Source organism: Tenacibaculum litoreum, assembly GCF_964513915.1.
Lineage (GTDB): Bacteria > Bacteroidota > Bacteroidia > Flavobacteriales > Flavobacteriaceae > Polaribacter > Polaribacter litoreum.
The window spans coordinates 768,802-783,277 of sequence record NZ_CAZEQS010000003.1 but is presented as its reverse complement, the minus strand read 5'-3'; the positions used below and the strand labels follow the sequence as shown (position 1 = coordinate 783,277).

At 30.6% G+C, this 14,476-nt stretch carries 9 protein-coding genes; 6 read left to right on the top strand and 3 right to left on the bottom strand.

Annotated elements, in window-relative coordinates; all coding sequences use genetic code 11:
- Position 1: 1 nt before the first annotated feature.
- Both ACKTTR_RS09655 and ACKTTR_RS09650 read left to right on the top strand, forming a co-directional pair.
- Positions 2-1,702, top strand: coding sequence for a tetratricopeptide repeat-containing sensor histidine kinase (locus ACKTTR_RS09655; RefSeq protein ID WP_408027644.1), 1,701 nt, complete (start codon positions 2-4; stop codon positions 1,700-1,702).
- Between the two features lie 3 nt (positions 1,703-1,705).
- Entirely contained in the window at positions 1,706-2,449 is a 744-nt protein-coding gene (locus ACKTTR_RS09650; protein ID WP_408027643.1) for a LytR/AlgR family response regulator transcription factor, read from the top strand.
- Here the strand turns inward: ACKTTR_RS09650 and ACKTTR_RS09645 are convergent, their stop codons facing one another.
- From ACKTTR_RS09645 to ACKTTR_RS09635, 3 genes are all read right to left on the bottom strand, one after another.
- The gene (locus ACKTTR_RS09645; protein ID WP_408027642.1) at positions 2,450-2,719 is read right to left on the bottom strand and encodes a hypothetical protein; all 270 of its coding nucleotides are present in this window, start codon (positions 2,717-2,719) and stop codon (positions 2,450-2,452) included. It abuts the gene before it with no gap.
- Between the two features lie 5 nt (positions 2,720-2,724).
- Positions 2,725-3,312 (bottom strand): hypothetical protein, encoded by a 588-nt coding sequence (locus ACKTTR_RS09640; protein ID WP_408027641.1) that lies wholly within the window; start codon positions 3,310-3,312, stop codon positions 2,725-2,727.
- 118 nt (positions 3,313-3,430) lie between these two features.
- Entirely contained in the window at positions 3,431-4,195 is a 765-nt protein-coding gene (locus tag ACKTTR_RS09635; RefSeq protein ID WP_408027640.1) for a hypothetical protein, read from the bottom strand.
- Positions 4,196-4,452: 257 nt separating this feature from the next.
- Between ACKTTR_RS09635 and guaB the strand changes: the two genes are divergently transcribed.
- The 4 genes from guaB to ACKTTR_RS09615 all read left to right on the top strand — a co-directional run bounded on the left by guaB (position 4,453) and on the right by ACKTTR_RS09615 (position 14,470).
- The gene (gene guaB, locus ACKTTR_RS09630) at positions 4,453-5,928 is read left to right on the top strand and encodes an IMP dehydrogenase (protein ID WP_408027639.1); all 1,476 of its coding nucleotides are present in this window, start codon (positions 4,453-4,455) and stop codon (positions 5,926-5,928) included.
- A 162-nt stretch (positions 5,929-6,090) separates the two neighbouring features.
- Complete coding sequence (locus ACKTTR_RS09625; protein ID WP_408027638.1) at positions 6,091-8,556, top strand: TonB-dependent receptor; 2,466 nt, start codon at positions 6,091-6,093, stop codon at positions 8,554-8,556.
- A gap of 17 nt (positions 8,557-8,573) precedes the next feature.
- The gene (locus ACKTTR_RS09620; protein ID WP_408027637.1) at positions 8,574-13,994 is read left to right on the top strand and encodes a fibronectin type III domain-containing protein; all 5,421 of its coding nucleotides are present in this window, start codon (positions 8,574-8,576) and stop codon (positions 13,992-13,994) included.
- The gene (locus tag ACKTTR_RS09615; protein ID WP_408027636.1) at positions 13,991-14,470 is read left to right on the top strand and encodes a hypothetical protein; all 480 of its coding nucleotides are present in this window, start codon (positions 13,991-13,993) and stop codon (positions 14,468-14,470) included. Before ACKTTR_RS09620 ends, ACKTTR_RS09615 begins: the two co-directional genes overlap by 4 nt.
- Positions 14,471-14,476 lie beyond the last annotated feature (6 nt).

Sequence of the window (14,476 nt, the reverse complement as noted above, 5' to 3'; positions counted from 1 at the left end):
AATGAAAAAAATTATTCTATTTTTATTAATTAGTTACAATGTTATATATTCTCAAGATTTAGAGTTTTTAAAAGAAAGAGCAGAAATTATATGTAAAGAAAAGGAAAATAGTAAGTTTTGTAAAGTCTTTTCTTTTTATAAAAATAGTGAGTTTGATTCATGTTATGTGCATATTAATGAGTCTCTTTTAAAGGTATCAACGATAGAGGAGCGTGACATTTTAAATTATATTCAAGGTGTTTCAGCGGTTAGAAAAAAGCTTTTAAAGAAGGCATTGAATAGTATTTCTTTGATGTCAGAAAGTGGTGATTTTAAAGCTTTAAAAGAGCTTAATTTAGGAAGTATACATTTAAGGTTAAAGGATTATGATAAAGCTTTAGCTCATTATAAAAATTGGGAGAGTTTAAATGTAAAAACAACAGATAAGTTTGCTAAAAAGGTTTATCATAATATAGGTATAGTTTATATTCATAAAAAATCGTATTCAAAAGCAAAAGAATATTTCGAAAAAGAGCTTTCTCTTATAAAAGAAAAGGATACATTGTCTTTAATAAGAGCTAAGATGGATTTAGCAAATGTATATTACAATCAGTATTTAGATAGTGATGCTATTCCATTGTTTGAAGAAGCTTATAGTTTGGCTAAGTCCTATCCTAATCTAGAGTTTAAACAGTTAACTTCTCAAAACATGGCAGTTGTAGAGAAGAATAGAAAGAACTATCAAAAAAGTGTTGATTACTACATGGAGTATGGCCGTTGGAAAGATTCTATCTGGAACCGCGATAAAATTTGGGAGCTTACAGAAAAAGACAAACAATTAGCCGTAGCTCAAAAGCAACAAGAAATCGTTTTACAAGAAGAACAGCTAAAACGTCAAGCAGTAGTGCAAAAGAGTTTAGTAATTGGAGCTTCGGGTTTATTAGTTTTTCTGGGATTTTTAGGCTATTTTTATAGAGAGTTAAGAAGTAAAAATAGGTTTATAACTAAGCAAAAAGAGGAGTTAAACGTAGCTAACAAAACCAAAGATTATTTGTTTTCTGTAGTGTCTCATGATTTACGTTCTCCAATAAATACGATTAAACGACAACACGAAAAGCTAAAACGACAGTTAAAAAACAAAGAATACGACGCGGTAAGCGAAACTACCAATAATGCTATTGCATTAACTGAAAGTACGAGTCATTTATTAAACAATGTGTTGCATTGGTCGTTAGAGCAAAACAATCAGTTATCGTTTAAAGCAGAAGAATACCCTTTAAAACCATTGGTAGAACAGGCAGTTTATAACTTTGAAGAAATTGCAGAAGCTAAAAACATTGCACTAACTACAAAGTTAGAAGCTACTATTTTAGTAAAGGCAGATAAGGAATCCTTAAAAATAGTATTGAGAAATTTGTTAGATAATGCACTAAAATACACAGGAGAAAACGGTACAATAGCAATAAAAACCTATAAAGACTCTGAAGAATTTAGTACAATTGAAATTAAAGACACAGGTTTTGGAATTTCAGAAGAAAAACTAGCAAAAATTAAAGGATTAGAAGATTTAAGTATTGACAAAATTAACAGATCTGAGGGCGTAGGGCTAGGTATGTTACTATGTCAAACACTTATTAAAAAGAATAATGGAAAATTACTCATAGATAGTGAGTTGGAAGTGGGGACAACTATACGAATTTTGTTACCCAACGCAAGCGCATAAATTATGAAAAGACTACAATTACTATTGCTAGAAGATTCAGAAGAAGAAGCTTTAGAACTTTCTTCTTTTTTAGAAGATAATGATTATGAGGTATCATTAGCAAAAAATGCAGTAGAAGCAGAAAAACTGATTAGAAACCGCTTTTTTGATGTTATTATTTTAGACATCATGATAAACGGAAGACCAGACGGAATTTCGTTAGCACATCGTTTGAATAAAGAAGGAATTAATGTACCGTTTTTATTCTTAACAAGTATGCAAGGAAGAGAAATTTTTGATGAAGCAAAACTAACCAATCCGTTAGTATATCTTTTAAAACCATATAACAAATTAGAATTGTTATTCTCTTTAGAATTGGCTATTGAGTCATGCTATCAACAAAGTAATAGTATTAGTTTAGCATCTGAGAATGGTGTGATAAGTCCATCTTTTTTATTCATAAAGAAAAAAAGAAGCGTAGTAAAAGTTGATGTAGCTGCTATTAATTATGTTGAAGTAAAAGAAAAATACTGTAGCATAATTTGCGACTCAGGAAACTACCTTATAAAGTTATCATTAACTAAGTTAAAAGAAATGCTGTCTAATCCAGATTTTAGACAAGTGCATAGAAATTACTTAGTTAACGTAAAGAAAATCAAAGAAATTTACTTTGAAGATAATCTTATTGTCTTAGACAATGATGAAAAAATACTCTTTAGTGAGCGTTATAAAACAGCATTTATAAAAGACAATACAATTTTTAGGTAGTTATACCACTTTAGAAACTAAACTTATTACAAAGCCAAAGCCATTTTCGATATTAGAAATAGCTTTGGCTTTTTCATTATTACTAATAGTAGCATCATCAATAAGTTTAAGCGTTTTTATGGCATTAGCATTGGTAATTTTACTTTCCTTAATAAAAGCATCTACTTCACTAAGTTTTAAATTAGTTAAACTAGCCAATTGTTTGTTAAATTCAGTATCCGTTTGTGAAGCAGCTTCTTTAGCTATATTGTTCCAATCTATAGAATTCATAATCGTTATTTTTCAGTAATTACTTTTTCAATTGTTATCAATTTATTTAGAGTATTTCCAGTTTTATCAATACTTTGATTAATGGTGTTTTCAACTTTCTTTATATTAATTTTATCTTCTGTAAGTTGATCTATTGCCGATAAAGCATCACTTTCTGTAGTTTTTATTTTCACTGCAGAGTTAATTAAGTTTTGAAGCGAAGTAGTCGCCTTACTGTAATCACTATAATTAGAGTTTAGCTGGTTTAAAATATCTTGCCTTTGTGAATCTAATACACTTTGAAGAGAGTCTTTCTTGTGATTAATAACAGGAACAATACTATTTAGAATATTAGGTAGTTCTTTTTTATAATCTAAAGAGTCTGGTAATAAATCCTCAAACTTTTTTAGTAGTGTAGGGGTGTACTTATTTTCAATAAATAAATTGATTTTTTCTTTTCGCTCATCAAAAAGTTTGTTGACTAAAGATACATTTAGTTGATGCATATTATCAGCTTCTTTAATAACTTCTTTAGTGAGTGTTACAGTAGAGCTTGGAATACTGGCACAAGAAAGCAATAAGAAACTAAAAACAGATACGTAAAAGTACTTCATAGGAGTAGGTAGTTTTTAAAATTAAAAGAGGTTGCTACGATATTGAGCTAAGTTTGGTTAGTACGTTGTAAGCTCGATTAATAATCATTTAACGTCACAACCTCTTTATTTTCTATAGTTATTTTATATTGGTTTTTGGTATGATAAAAATGGACTTTATTCTATCTATAATACCTTGTAGTATGCTAAAAATAGCTTCTGAAGAAAACCCTCCAATTAGAGCTAAAACGCCTTTGTTAAAAAGATCAATATCTTCAGGGCTTTTAGTGTAAAATGAAATAATTTCCGACATAATAAGTCCAGCAATAATACCAAGTACTATTTGTGCCAAATAAGAAATAGACTCTTCTGAAACCATGGTTGATTCTCTAATAGAATCGCTAACCCTTTTCAATAAATAAAAAATAACACCTAAGCCTGCAACAGATGCTAAATAAGACAAATTTAAAAGGAGTGGTAATCCAGAGTTGTTCATTAAACCTTTATCTAATGAATTATTATTTACATCAGGAGAAAGTGCGGTAACAATAAATAAAACTAAAAAGAAAAGAGCTAAAAAAATGAGATTCCTTACTACAGGAAGCTTACTAAAAATTGATTTGTTTTGTCCCTCTCCACGAAGTGCTTTAGTGTATTCTATCGATTTTGGTGTTGCAGGAGCGATATTTTTAACAAGGATATTATGCGCATTTATTAAGTCGTTTAAATCCTTACTTTCAATTAAAGAATTTACCTCAGTATTAATAACAATACCATTATAAATAGCATATGATAGCATGTTGTTAATTTCAGTAATCAATTCTTTAGATACTTTAGGGTAAACCCCATTACTATTAGTGCTAACAACTTTTTTACTGTCTTTTTGAAGGGTATTGTTTTCCATTGCTTTGGTTTTGTGAGTTCTAAATATATGCAAAAGCAACATAAATGTAAAAAAATAGTAAAAAGAAAATAAGCTAAAAACCTTTAACGCACAAAACTTGATTATTAACGTGATAGATGAAAGTTTAAGAAGAAATAGAAACTAAAAAGTAAGGATAAAAAAAAGTGATTTACTTAACTTAAATTTAAAGATTGTTTTTGCATTATTTGTAGTATATTTGCATGCAATTAATTAACAACACACTAAATTGATTGCATATGCAAGCTCATCAAGCTAAAATATTAGGTGAAGGATTAACGTATGACGACGTTTTATTAGTTCCTGCCTACTCAGAAGTACTTCCTAGAGAAGTTTCAATCCAAACAAAATTTACAAGAAACATAACAATCAATGTTCCAATAGTATCTGCAGCTATGGATACGGTAACCGAATCTGCTATGGCAATTGCTATTGCTAGAGAAGGAGGAATAGGAGTGTTACATAAAAATATGACAATTGAGCAACAAGCTCAAGAAGTTCGTAAGGTAAAGCGTGCAGAAAGCGGAATGATAATCGACCCGATTACTTTGTCGTTAAGTGCAATCGTTTTAGATGCTAAACAAGCAATGCGTGAGCATAAAATTGGAGGTATACCAATTGTTGATGAAGCAGGAAAATTAGTAGGAATAGTAACAAATCGTGATTTACGTTTCGAAAAAAATAACGAGCGTCCTATCGTTGAAGTTATGACATCTGAAAACTTAGTAACAGTTGCAGAAGGAACTTCTTTAAAAGATGCTGAAGTTATCTTACAAGAAAATAAAATTGAAAAGTTACCTGTTGTTAATGATGATGACAAGCTAGTAGGGTTAATTACTTTTAGAGATATTACAAAGCTTACACAAAAACCAATAGCTAATAAAGACTCATATGGACGTTTACGCGTAGCTGCAGCATTAGGTGTAACACAGGATGCAGTAGATAGAGCACAAGCATTAGTAAATGCAGGAGTAGATGCTGTAATTATTGATACAGCTCACGGACATACGAAAGGAGTGGTTTCTGTATTAAAAGAGGTAAAAGCTAAATTTCCTGAATTAGATGTTGTTGTAGGAAATATAGCAACCCCAGAAGCAGCTAAATATTTAGTAGAAGCTGGAGCAGATGCAGTAAAAGTAGGAATAGGACCAGGGTCTATTTGTACAACTCGTGTGGTAGCTGGTGTAGGATTTCCACAGTTTTCAGCAGTATTAGAAGTAGCAGCGGCTATTAAAGGAAGTGGAGTTCCAGTAATTGCAGATGGAGGTATTCGTTATACAGGAGATATACCAAAAGCTGTTGCGGCAGGAGCAGATTGTGTAATGTTAGGATCATTATTAGCAGGGACTAAAGAATCTCCAGGAGAAACCATTATTTACGAAGGAAGAAAATTCAAATCGTATCGTGGAATGGGATCTGTTGAAGCGATGAAGCAAGGATCAAAAGATCGTTATTTCCAAGATGTAGAGGATGATATTAAAAAGTTAGTTCCAGAAGGAATTGTAGGACGTGTTGCTTACAAAGGAGAATTACAAGAAAGTATTCACCAATTTGTAGGTGGATTACGTGCAGGTATGGGATACTGTGGAGCAAAAGATATTGAAACCCTAAAAAATACAGGGAAATTTGTCCGTATTACAGCAAGTGGAATCAATGAAAGTCACCCACACGATGTAGCTATCACTAAAGAGGCGCCTAACTATAGTAGACGATAAAATATAAAGTTATTATTACCTTAATTTAGGTAGAATAATATTAAAGATAAAAGCTGTTAATTTAAATATTAACAGCTTTTTTAATTATATTTTAAAAAGTAAGAAGTAAAATTGTTTTTTGAATTAAAAAATCTTTCTTTTGTTGTTAAATTAAAATTGTTTTTGAATAGTAAAAAAAATACACTATTACTTTTTTTGTTGTCCCCTCTTTTTATCTTCAGTCAAAATTTAGATAAGGTAGGCAAGTCGCCATTATTTAAGATAACTGGAGGAGTTGGGGTAAACACAGTATATTATGATGGCAACTCTAATAGAGAGCCTTTTACTTATTTTTTATCAGGAAATGTTAATTTAAATGTTAGTGACATTTATAATATTCCGGTCTCTTTTTCATATTCAAATAGTAAGTTTCAAACTAATACACCGTTTACTTTTAATAGATTAAGTATTCATCCAAGCTATAAGTGGGTAACAGCACATATTGGAGATGTAAATATGAGCTTTTCACCTTACACATTAAACGGGCACCAATTTACTGGTGTCGGTTTTGATTTGTCTCCTAAAGATAAATTAAAAATAAGTTTAATGTATGGAAGGTTATTAAAAGAGCGGGAGTTTAACGAAGATAATTTAAATGGTGAAGCTAATTACAAACGAATTGGTTATGGAATTAAAGCTTCATATAAGTTTGATAAGTTAACAGCAGGAGTTATTTTTTTTAGAGCAAAAGATGATATAGAGTCTTTAAATAACCCAATTCCAATAGAAAAAGAAGTACTACCTAAAGATAATACAGTAATAAGCTTTAATACAGAGCTAGATTTTTTTAAAGACTTAAAGTTAAAGGGAGAAGTAGCTTTATCTGCATTAACAGAAGATGCAAGGGTTGAAGGTAAAAGCAATCATTTTGCCTCTTTTTTGTTATCAAGTAATCCAACAACTCAATATTATAAAGCATATAATTTAAATTTTGTTTATAAAGTAGGAAGAGGAGCAATAGGATTAGGGTACGAGTTAATCGATCCTAATTATAGAACTTTGGGAGGGTATTTTTTTAATAATGATTTAGAAAACTTAACTGTAAACGCTTCTCAAACAATTTTTAAAGATAAGTTGTCTATAAACTTAAACGCAGGTTTACAAAATGATGATATAGATAATACAAAAGCCACTCAGTTAAGTAGATTGGTTAGTTCTATTAACTTAGGGTACAACGCAAGCGAAAAGTTAAATGTTAGTGCTGGTTATTCTAATTTTCAATCTTATACTAATATTAAAAATCAATTCGATTTTATTAATGGTGTATCTCAAATAGAGGAAGAGTTGGACCAAGATAATATAAGTCAGATTTCACAAAATGCAAATGTGAATGTAAACTATACTTTAGAAGAAACTCCAAGTACTAGACAAAATTTAAATCTTAGTTTATCTTTTCAAGATGCTGTAAATAAAATAGGTGATGAAATTAGAGAAGAAGATGCCTCTTCGTTTTATAATTTTACAGGAGCATATACCATTGGGTACCCTGATTCAGATTTAACGATTTCAGGAGCTATCAATGCTAGTTATAGTGAGCTGGGAATAACAGATGAAAACCTAATTTTTGGACCTACAATTTCAGCAACTAAAGGTTTTTTAGAAAAAAAACTAAAATTAAATGGCTCGTTAAGTTATAACGAAAGTATTAATAATGGAAATAGAGAAGGTCAAGTAACTAATTTAAGAACAGGGGCAAGATATGTATACCATAAAAGGCATAATTTTAATTTAAATGGACTTCTTCAATTAAGAAATTCAACTAATATTTCGAATAATAGTATTACCGTAACATTTGGATACACATATAATTTTGGAATTTTTAATTCTAAAAACATTAAGTTTAAAAGAAAACCAAAGGCAAAAAAAGAGAAAAAAGTAAAGAAGGTTAAAAAGCCTATTAGATTTATTTACAAAGACTCTTTATATGAAGGAACAATTCCTGAAATAAGTTCTAGGATAAAAGAATTGTTAGAATCAGAAAGTTTTAAAGACGTACCAAAAGAGATAAGTAAGAAATTGCAAGATGAGAGAATACAAATTGCTGAAGAAAAAAGTAATAGAGTATATAAGATAAAAGCGATTCAATTACTTGATGATATATATAAGTCTAAAGAATATTTAAAAGATTATAATGAGTTAATATATCAAGCTTTAATAGGTGTTTATAAAAGTGCTGTGTATTTGGATTATCCTACAGAACAAGATTACTTGAAAAATAAAAAAGAAATAAGAAAACATGTTTTATGGCATAAAACATTAAAAGAGAGAGCAACTTACCCAAAAACATTACAAGCTGAATTTAACAAAATGAATCAAGTACTGAGAAGGTCTCATAAAAAATTACTTGTTCACAGGTGGATTGTTCCAAAAATAGAAGAATATAAAACTTTAAAGAGGGTAAAAGAAGACACAGATGTACTCAGAAGATTTAGAGAAGTAAATGCGTCTAAAATTTATAAGATGTTTAAAATGAGTGAGAAAAAAAAGAAAATAAAATTATATTTGCAAGGACTCGTAATAGAGTTTTTAGCGAAAGAATCAGAAAAACATATTGATGAGAGTCAATATGAATTAAAATATATAGACTAACCCCTTTACCCTATTGTATGAAAAGAAAGCTACTCTTTGCTACATTTTTATTAGTTTTTTTTAATAGTGTTTTTGCTCAACAGTTTCCAGTTAGCATTATTCCAAGAGTAAAAGCACCAGCACCAGTTAATTTTTATAATTATGCAGATGATACTAGTTTAAATAGCCCTATAACGGTTCAAATTTTTTTAAACGATTTAACTATACCTAATCGTCAAATAAGATTAAAAACGTATTTCGAAGGAGGCAACATACGTTTTTCAAGTAAGGATTTTGTAGTTGGAGCACAAGACTTGTTTTTAGAAGGAGGAATACCGTTAACATTAAGAAATACAGAACTAGCACCATATTACAAACTTGAAAATATACAAGGAATAAGTACCTCTGTATATGGGCAAACAATACCTGAAGGAAGTTATAATTTTTGCTTTGAGGTGTACGATTACATATCAGGAGCAAAACTATCCGCTAAAAAATGTACTACTGTATTTATATTCAAAAATGAACCACCAATACTAAACATCCCATTAACAGGAAGTAATATTGAACCTACAGACTTTGAAAATATAATTTTTCAGTGGACACCTCGCCACATCAATGTTAGCAATGTAGAGTATGAATTTAGTATTGTTGAAGTTTGGGATAACTCAGTAAACCCTCAAACAGCATTTTTATCGCAAATCCCTATTTATGAGGAGACAACTAGAAGAACAAGTTTAATTTACGGACCAGACAAACCTTTGTTACTCCCAGGAAAAAAATATGCATGGAGAGTAAGAGCCAAAGCGTTACAGGGCTTAGAAGAAATAGGACTTTTTAAAAATCAAGGCTATAGTGAGGTTTTTTGGTTTTCAAGAACAGCTCCATGTCAGGTACCAGAAGGGATATCAGCAGAAGCTAAAGGAACTTCAAAAATCAATGTTTTCTGGGAACAAGATCCAACAGTTTTTTCAGAATATATCATAGCATATAGAGAAAATGGAAAGGCGAATGCTAATTGGTTTACCAAAAGAACTAACAGTAGTTGGGCAACTATATGGAACTTAAAACCAGGAACTACTTATGAGTACAAAGTAAAAGGAAAATGTAATTATCAGTTTAGTGACTATTCAGAGTTACAATACGTAACAACAGATTTGATACAAAATGAAGATGCAAATTATAATTGTGGAATAGTTCCTGATGAAATTGCCATTTCTAATAGAAATCCACATACAGGTTTAACTATAGGTGATGAGGTTACTGCAGGAGATTTTAAAGTAATTATAACAGAAATTCAAAGCCAATCAAATGGAAGAATTTCAGGAAAAGGTTATGTAGCTATTCCTTATTTAAAGTTTGCTAAGTTCGGTGTAACTTTTTCAAATATTTTAATAAATACAGCTAATCAATTAGCAGAAGGAGAAATAGTAACATTATATGATCCAGAATTTGGCAAGGGAGCATCAGCTGATGTGGATGTAGATGTGGATATTTCTGATGGGATTAACGGAGACGATGGAGTTAAGGACGATTTAGTAGAAGTTGATTTTGTAATAGATGAAGTAAAAATAGATGCAAATGGAGCGGTCGTCGTAACTGGAACAAATGGAGAAGAAGCCATTATACCGGGTGATGATGATATAAGTATAAAAAGCGCCAATGGAGATATATGGTCGGTAGGAGAAGATGGAACTGTTACAAAAGAAGAAGGAGCTGAAGGAGGTGCTGTAGCAAACAATACAACAAATGGTATTGATGAAGAAGGTAATGTAAATGCAATAACAGCAACAGGGGTTACAGTTGTTTTTCAAGAATCTGGAGATTATTATTTTGATGCATTACCAGAAAATACTTCTACAACTTTTGAAAAAGAGTATAAAGTTTTAGAAGCAAACGGTACAAAGTATAAAGTACCTTATAAAGCAATATCAGATATACAAGGCGAAGATTTTATTACAGCTAAAGTAACCATCAATGATACTAGTATTTCAAAAGAAGACATTATTTTTAAAACAAAAGATGGAGCAAAAGCAGAGGTTACTTGGAATAATAGTAGCACTGAAGCAACATTAAAATTAAAGAGAAAGTTTGATTATGCAGATGAAGAAATTTTTGCGGTTGTAAAGTCTAAAGAGGATAATGAAAAATATGATATAGCGGGTAGTTTAATAACAACACATTTAGCGTCTAAAGAATTAGAAGCTATAAATGTAACCTTAATACCAGTAGGAGACGGTGTTGTAATTAACGATGCTTTAAAAGAAAAAACAGCAGAAATATATAGCAAAGCAGGGGTTCGATTAAATATTCAAACAGGGCAAAGTATTTTGCCAGATGAGGTGTATGGATGGGATAAAGATGGAAACAAAAGATTAAAAGTAGGAGACAGTTCTATACTATCACATTATACGGATGAACAATTGATGTTTAATAACTATGTTAAACAGCAAGAGTATTACACAGATAGAACATATTATGTTTTTGTTACGAATATATCTATAACTAACGCCAATGTTTCTGGTTTTATGCCATTAAAAAGGCAGTTCGGTTTTGTGTTTACTCAAAATGCAACCACAGAAACAAAACAATCTAGAACTTTAGCACACGAATTAGGACACGGAATTTTTGGATTAGAACATACTTGGGACGAGTACCAGTTTGGGCAAGGAGCAACTAATTTCTTAATGGATTATGGTAGTGGAACTACTTTAAACCATTTAGATTGGAAAAAAATGCATGCTCCGGGAGTACAGTTGTATTGGTTCCAAGGAGATAAGGATGGAGAGTATAGAGATGATGAATTTATAGATAAAGTTTTTCAAATAATACAATGTGCGTATATCAATTCCGAAGATGGATATATGAAATTTAACACCAATATATTTGGAAAGAAAGGAAAGTATTCCTTTAGGTGGAATGGTAGTTTTGTTGGTATAATAATAGGAGAAGGAACTTTTGAAGGACAGTCAGTATATGAACCAGTACGTTTAACAAAAGCTGTAATAGACAACCATAATCCAGGAGATCGTTTTAGTCTACTGTATAAAAATGTAGAAATTTATACACCAAGATACGATTCAGGAGCCTCTCCAGAAACATTAAAAAAACTAAAAGAGTACTTATTTCCAGAAGATAAGTCAGAAATAGAGAGAGAATCAAGACAAATTTTAGCAGAAATATTAAATGAAAATAAACAAGAGTTTACTGAGGAAGATTTCGAAAAAATAAAAAGTATAGCTAATTGTGGTGTACAATACTTTACTGCTAAAGAGAGGTACGAAATCATAGCAAGAACAATAAAGTACCTTGATAGAGAAAAGAAATGGGTTACTGAATATTATGAAGATTTATTTTTAGATCTTATAGAGACAGCTCCGAAAAAAGGTACATCTGTATGGGCGTATTCTAATAATTTTCTGGAATATTTATTAGAAGATATAGGAGTATTTCAAAAATTATTCATGCAATTAAGTGACGACACAGCAGGTAATTTATGGGTTGGAAACGAAGATAATTTTACAAGATTTATTGGTGCAATATATAAACTATGGGCTGGAAGTAAATATGCAGATACTGATAGATTTAAATATATTGAAAGAATAACTAATGAAGGTTCAAGTTTAACCCCATATTGGATACACTACGACGGTAACTCATGGTTTCCAAAAGTATCATATGAAAATCCTGTTTTTTTATCAGATGGTTTTACTATTAAACAAAAGAAAGGAAGTAAAATTATTGCAGACTTAAAGTTTGAATATTACCAACCAATTCAAATAACTTTTGAAGGAAATAGTGACTCTAAAGTAACAAAAGTAATACCTGCAATTTTCTTTGGAGGAACAATAAAGAAAGATAATTTATCAAAAAGTTTAGATCAGGCAGGATTAGCGTTTGATGTTGCTTTAACATTAACAGCTATAGGGAATTTTACAAAACTAAGGCACTTATCTACTTTACATAAAGTAGGAAGAGTTACAATGGGAACAGTTGATATAACTAATAGTTTCCTCTCTATGATGGTTAAGTATGGAGATTTAGAATATTGCCAAAAAAATAAAGAGTTTTGTAATACTTTTCTAGAGTACAGTACATATCTCCAGCTTGGACTTATGGGAGGAGGTATTATTGATGCCAAAATCACAGCTAGTAGAATTAAAACCAAAGAATTATATGAATCAGCTAGAGGAGATTTAGATGATGCTGATGAGATAAAAAAAGTATTAGATGAACATTTTGCTATTAATGTTTCAACAAACTGGTTAGAGAATCTTCCTAGTAAGTTAAAAAATGACTTGGCAGAAAATAAACTGTTAGAGGATCTCTTTAAAAAAGCTACGAATTTCCAAAGACAAGACTTAATAGAAGCATGGAAAGTATTAGAAGATTTTCCAAAAATAAGAATTATAGAGACTAACCTTGAAGTTTTAGCTAAAGTCAGCCCTAGGTTTTCATACAAAGGAGAAGCTTCTTATCAAGGATTAAAGAAATTATTTACAGGAGCAGAGAGCAAACAAAAGCTGATAAATGGATTAGAAGAAGCAGATAAGCTTTTCGATATAAATCTTCCAGTCTCTTTTAGTGGGATAAAAAAAGGAGATGTTACAGTAAACTTAAAGGAAGAATATGCAAAAGTAATTGATCAATACGGTAGAGGAGATGAAGTAGCAAGGTATGTTGATGGTGTTTTACAGAAAAAGAAAGTTATACCTGAAGAAGATGGAGCACAAATTGTACAAAAAGGAGATGTACCAGAAAATGATATTGTACAAAAAGGAGATGAAATAGGTTTTAGAAGTATAGATAGGTTAGGGGAAAATGCTAAATTCAATAGATCTTATGTAAATTCTTTAACAGGTTTTTCTGACAATATTGCTTCACTAGCAAGTAAGCATAATTTAAGTGTTGATGATTTTAAATTACTTCAACAAAAAAGATATAATTTGTCTGAAATGTCAGCTGTAGAGATGTCTAAAATAGATGCTATAAGGAATGAAATACCATTGCCAGATGGTAATACTATTTTGCAAAAAGTGCTTCCCAAAAAAGATATTCAAAAATACTTAGATGGAGATTATAGTGCTGTAGGTGGTTTTGTAACCACAGCCAAAGATGCAAAACACTTATCTAATTTTGAAGATGTTTTTTATGGGATGAGACTTGATTATAATGGTACTCTTTTTAACCTTTCTGATGGAAGTTTTGGTGTTATAAGATACAAAACACTTACACCCAATGCTTCTGTTCCTAAACTGCCAACTACTAGTGGGCAAGCACCATATACAGGAAATGGATTTACAGGAGGGAATAATGGTAGGTTGGGAGTGCCTGAGTGGAAAACACCTTACAATACACCTAACGAAGGAGCAGAACTTTGGGAGGTTTCCTCTGATGGAACAGAGACACTTAGAGCAGTATTTAATTCGAAAGAAAATAGATTTATAGAGTTACCATGATGAAGATAAGAAAAGGAACATATACTGTTTATAAAGGAATAGAAATGGTAATAACCGAATACTACGGACATGGTATTTTAAACCCTGAAATTGAAAACCACAGAGAAATATCATATTCTAAAGAACTAGGAAAGTTAAAAGGTTTTGAACTAGATAATAACTCGGATAGGTTTTTTAAAGATATTAAAGTTGATAAGTTGAATAATGCTTATCGGGTAGATACTAAAGGGATTTATAAAGGTGATGAATTTTTGCTCTGGGGTTATAATGAAAAACGAGATGTAATAGGTTTAATAACTTATAATGAAGAAAAAGCTAAAAAGTATGATTTCATTAAGTTATCAGATAGTTACATTAAAGAAGTATCTCCAAGTAAGATAGAAAAAGCATGGGAAGAGAGAACTAAGAGTGAGTTTGATTTACCATTGCCTGAAGAAATAAAAGAGAAAAAAATTATTTATCAAAAAGAGGAATAATAACTA

Coding starts and splice junctions, on each gene's coding strand:
- guaB (WP_408027639.1), top strand. CDS start 4,453: ATGCAAGCTCATCAAGCTAAAATATTAGGTGAAGGATTAACGTATGAC.
- ACKTTR_RS09615 (WP_408027636.1), top strand. CDS start 13,991: ATGATGAAGATAAGAAAAGGAACATATACTGTTTATAAAGGAATAGAA.
- ACKTTR_RS09655 (WP_408027644.1), top strand. CDS start 2: ATGAAAAAAATTATTCTATTTTTATTAATTAGTTACAATGTTATATAT.
- ACKTTR_RS09640 (WP_408027641.1), bottom strand. CDS start 3,312: ATGAAGTACTTTTACGTATCTGTTTTTAGTTTCTTATTGCTTTCTTGT.
- ACKTTR_RS09645 (WP_408027642.1), bottom strand. CDS start 2,719: ATGAATTCTATAGATTGGAACAATATAGCTAAAGAAGCTGCTTCACAA.
- ACKTTR_RS09635 (WP_408027640.1), bottom strand. CDS start 4,195: ATGGAAAACAATACCCTTCAAAAAGACAGTAAAAAAGTTGTTAGCACT.
- ACKTTR_RS09650 (WP_408027643.1), top strand. CDS start 1,706: ATGAAAAGACTACAATTACTATTGCTAGAAGATTCAGAAGAAGAAGCT.
- ACKTTR_RS09620 (WP_408027637.1), top strand. CDS start 8,574: ATGAAAAGAAAGCTACTCTTTGCTACATTTTTATTAGTTTTTTTTAAT.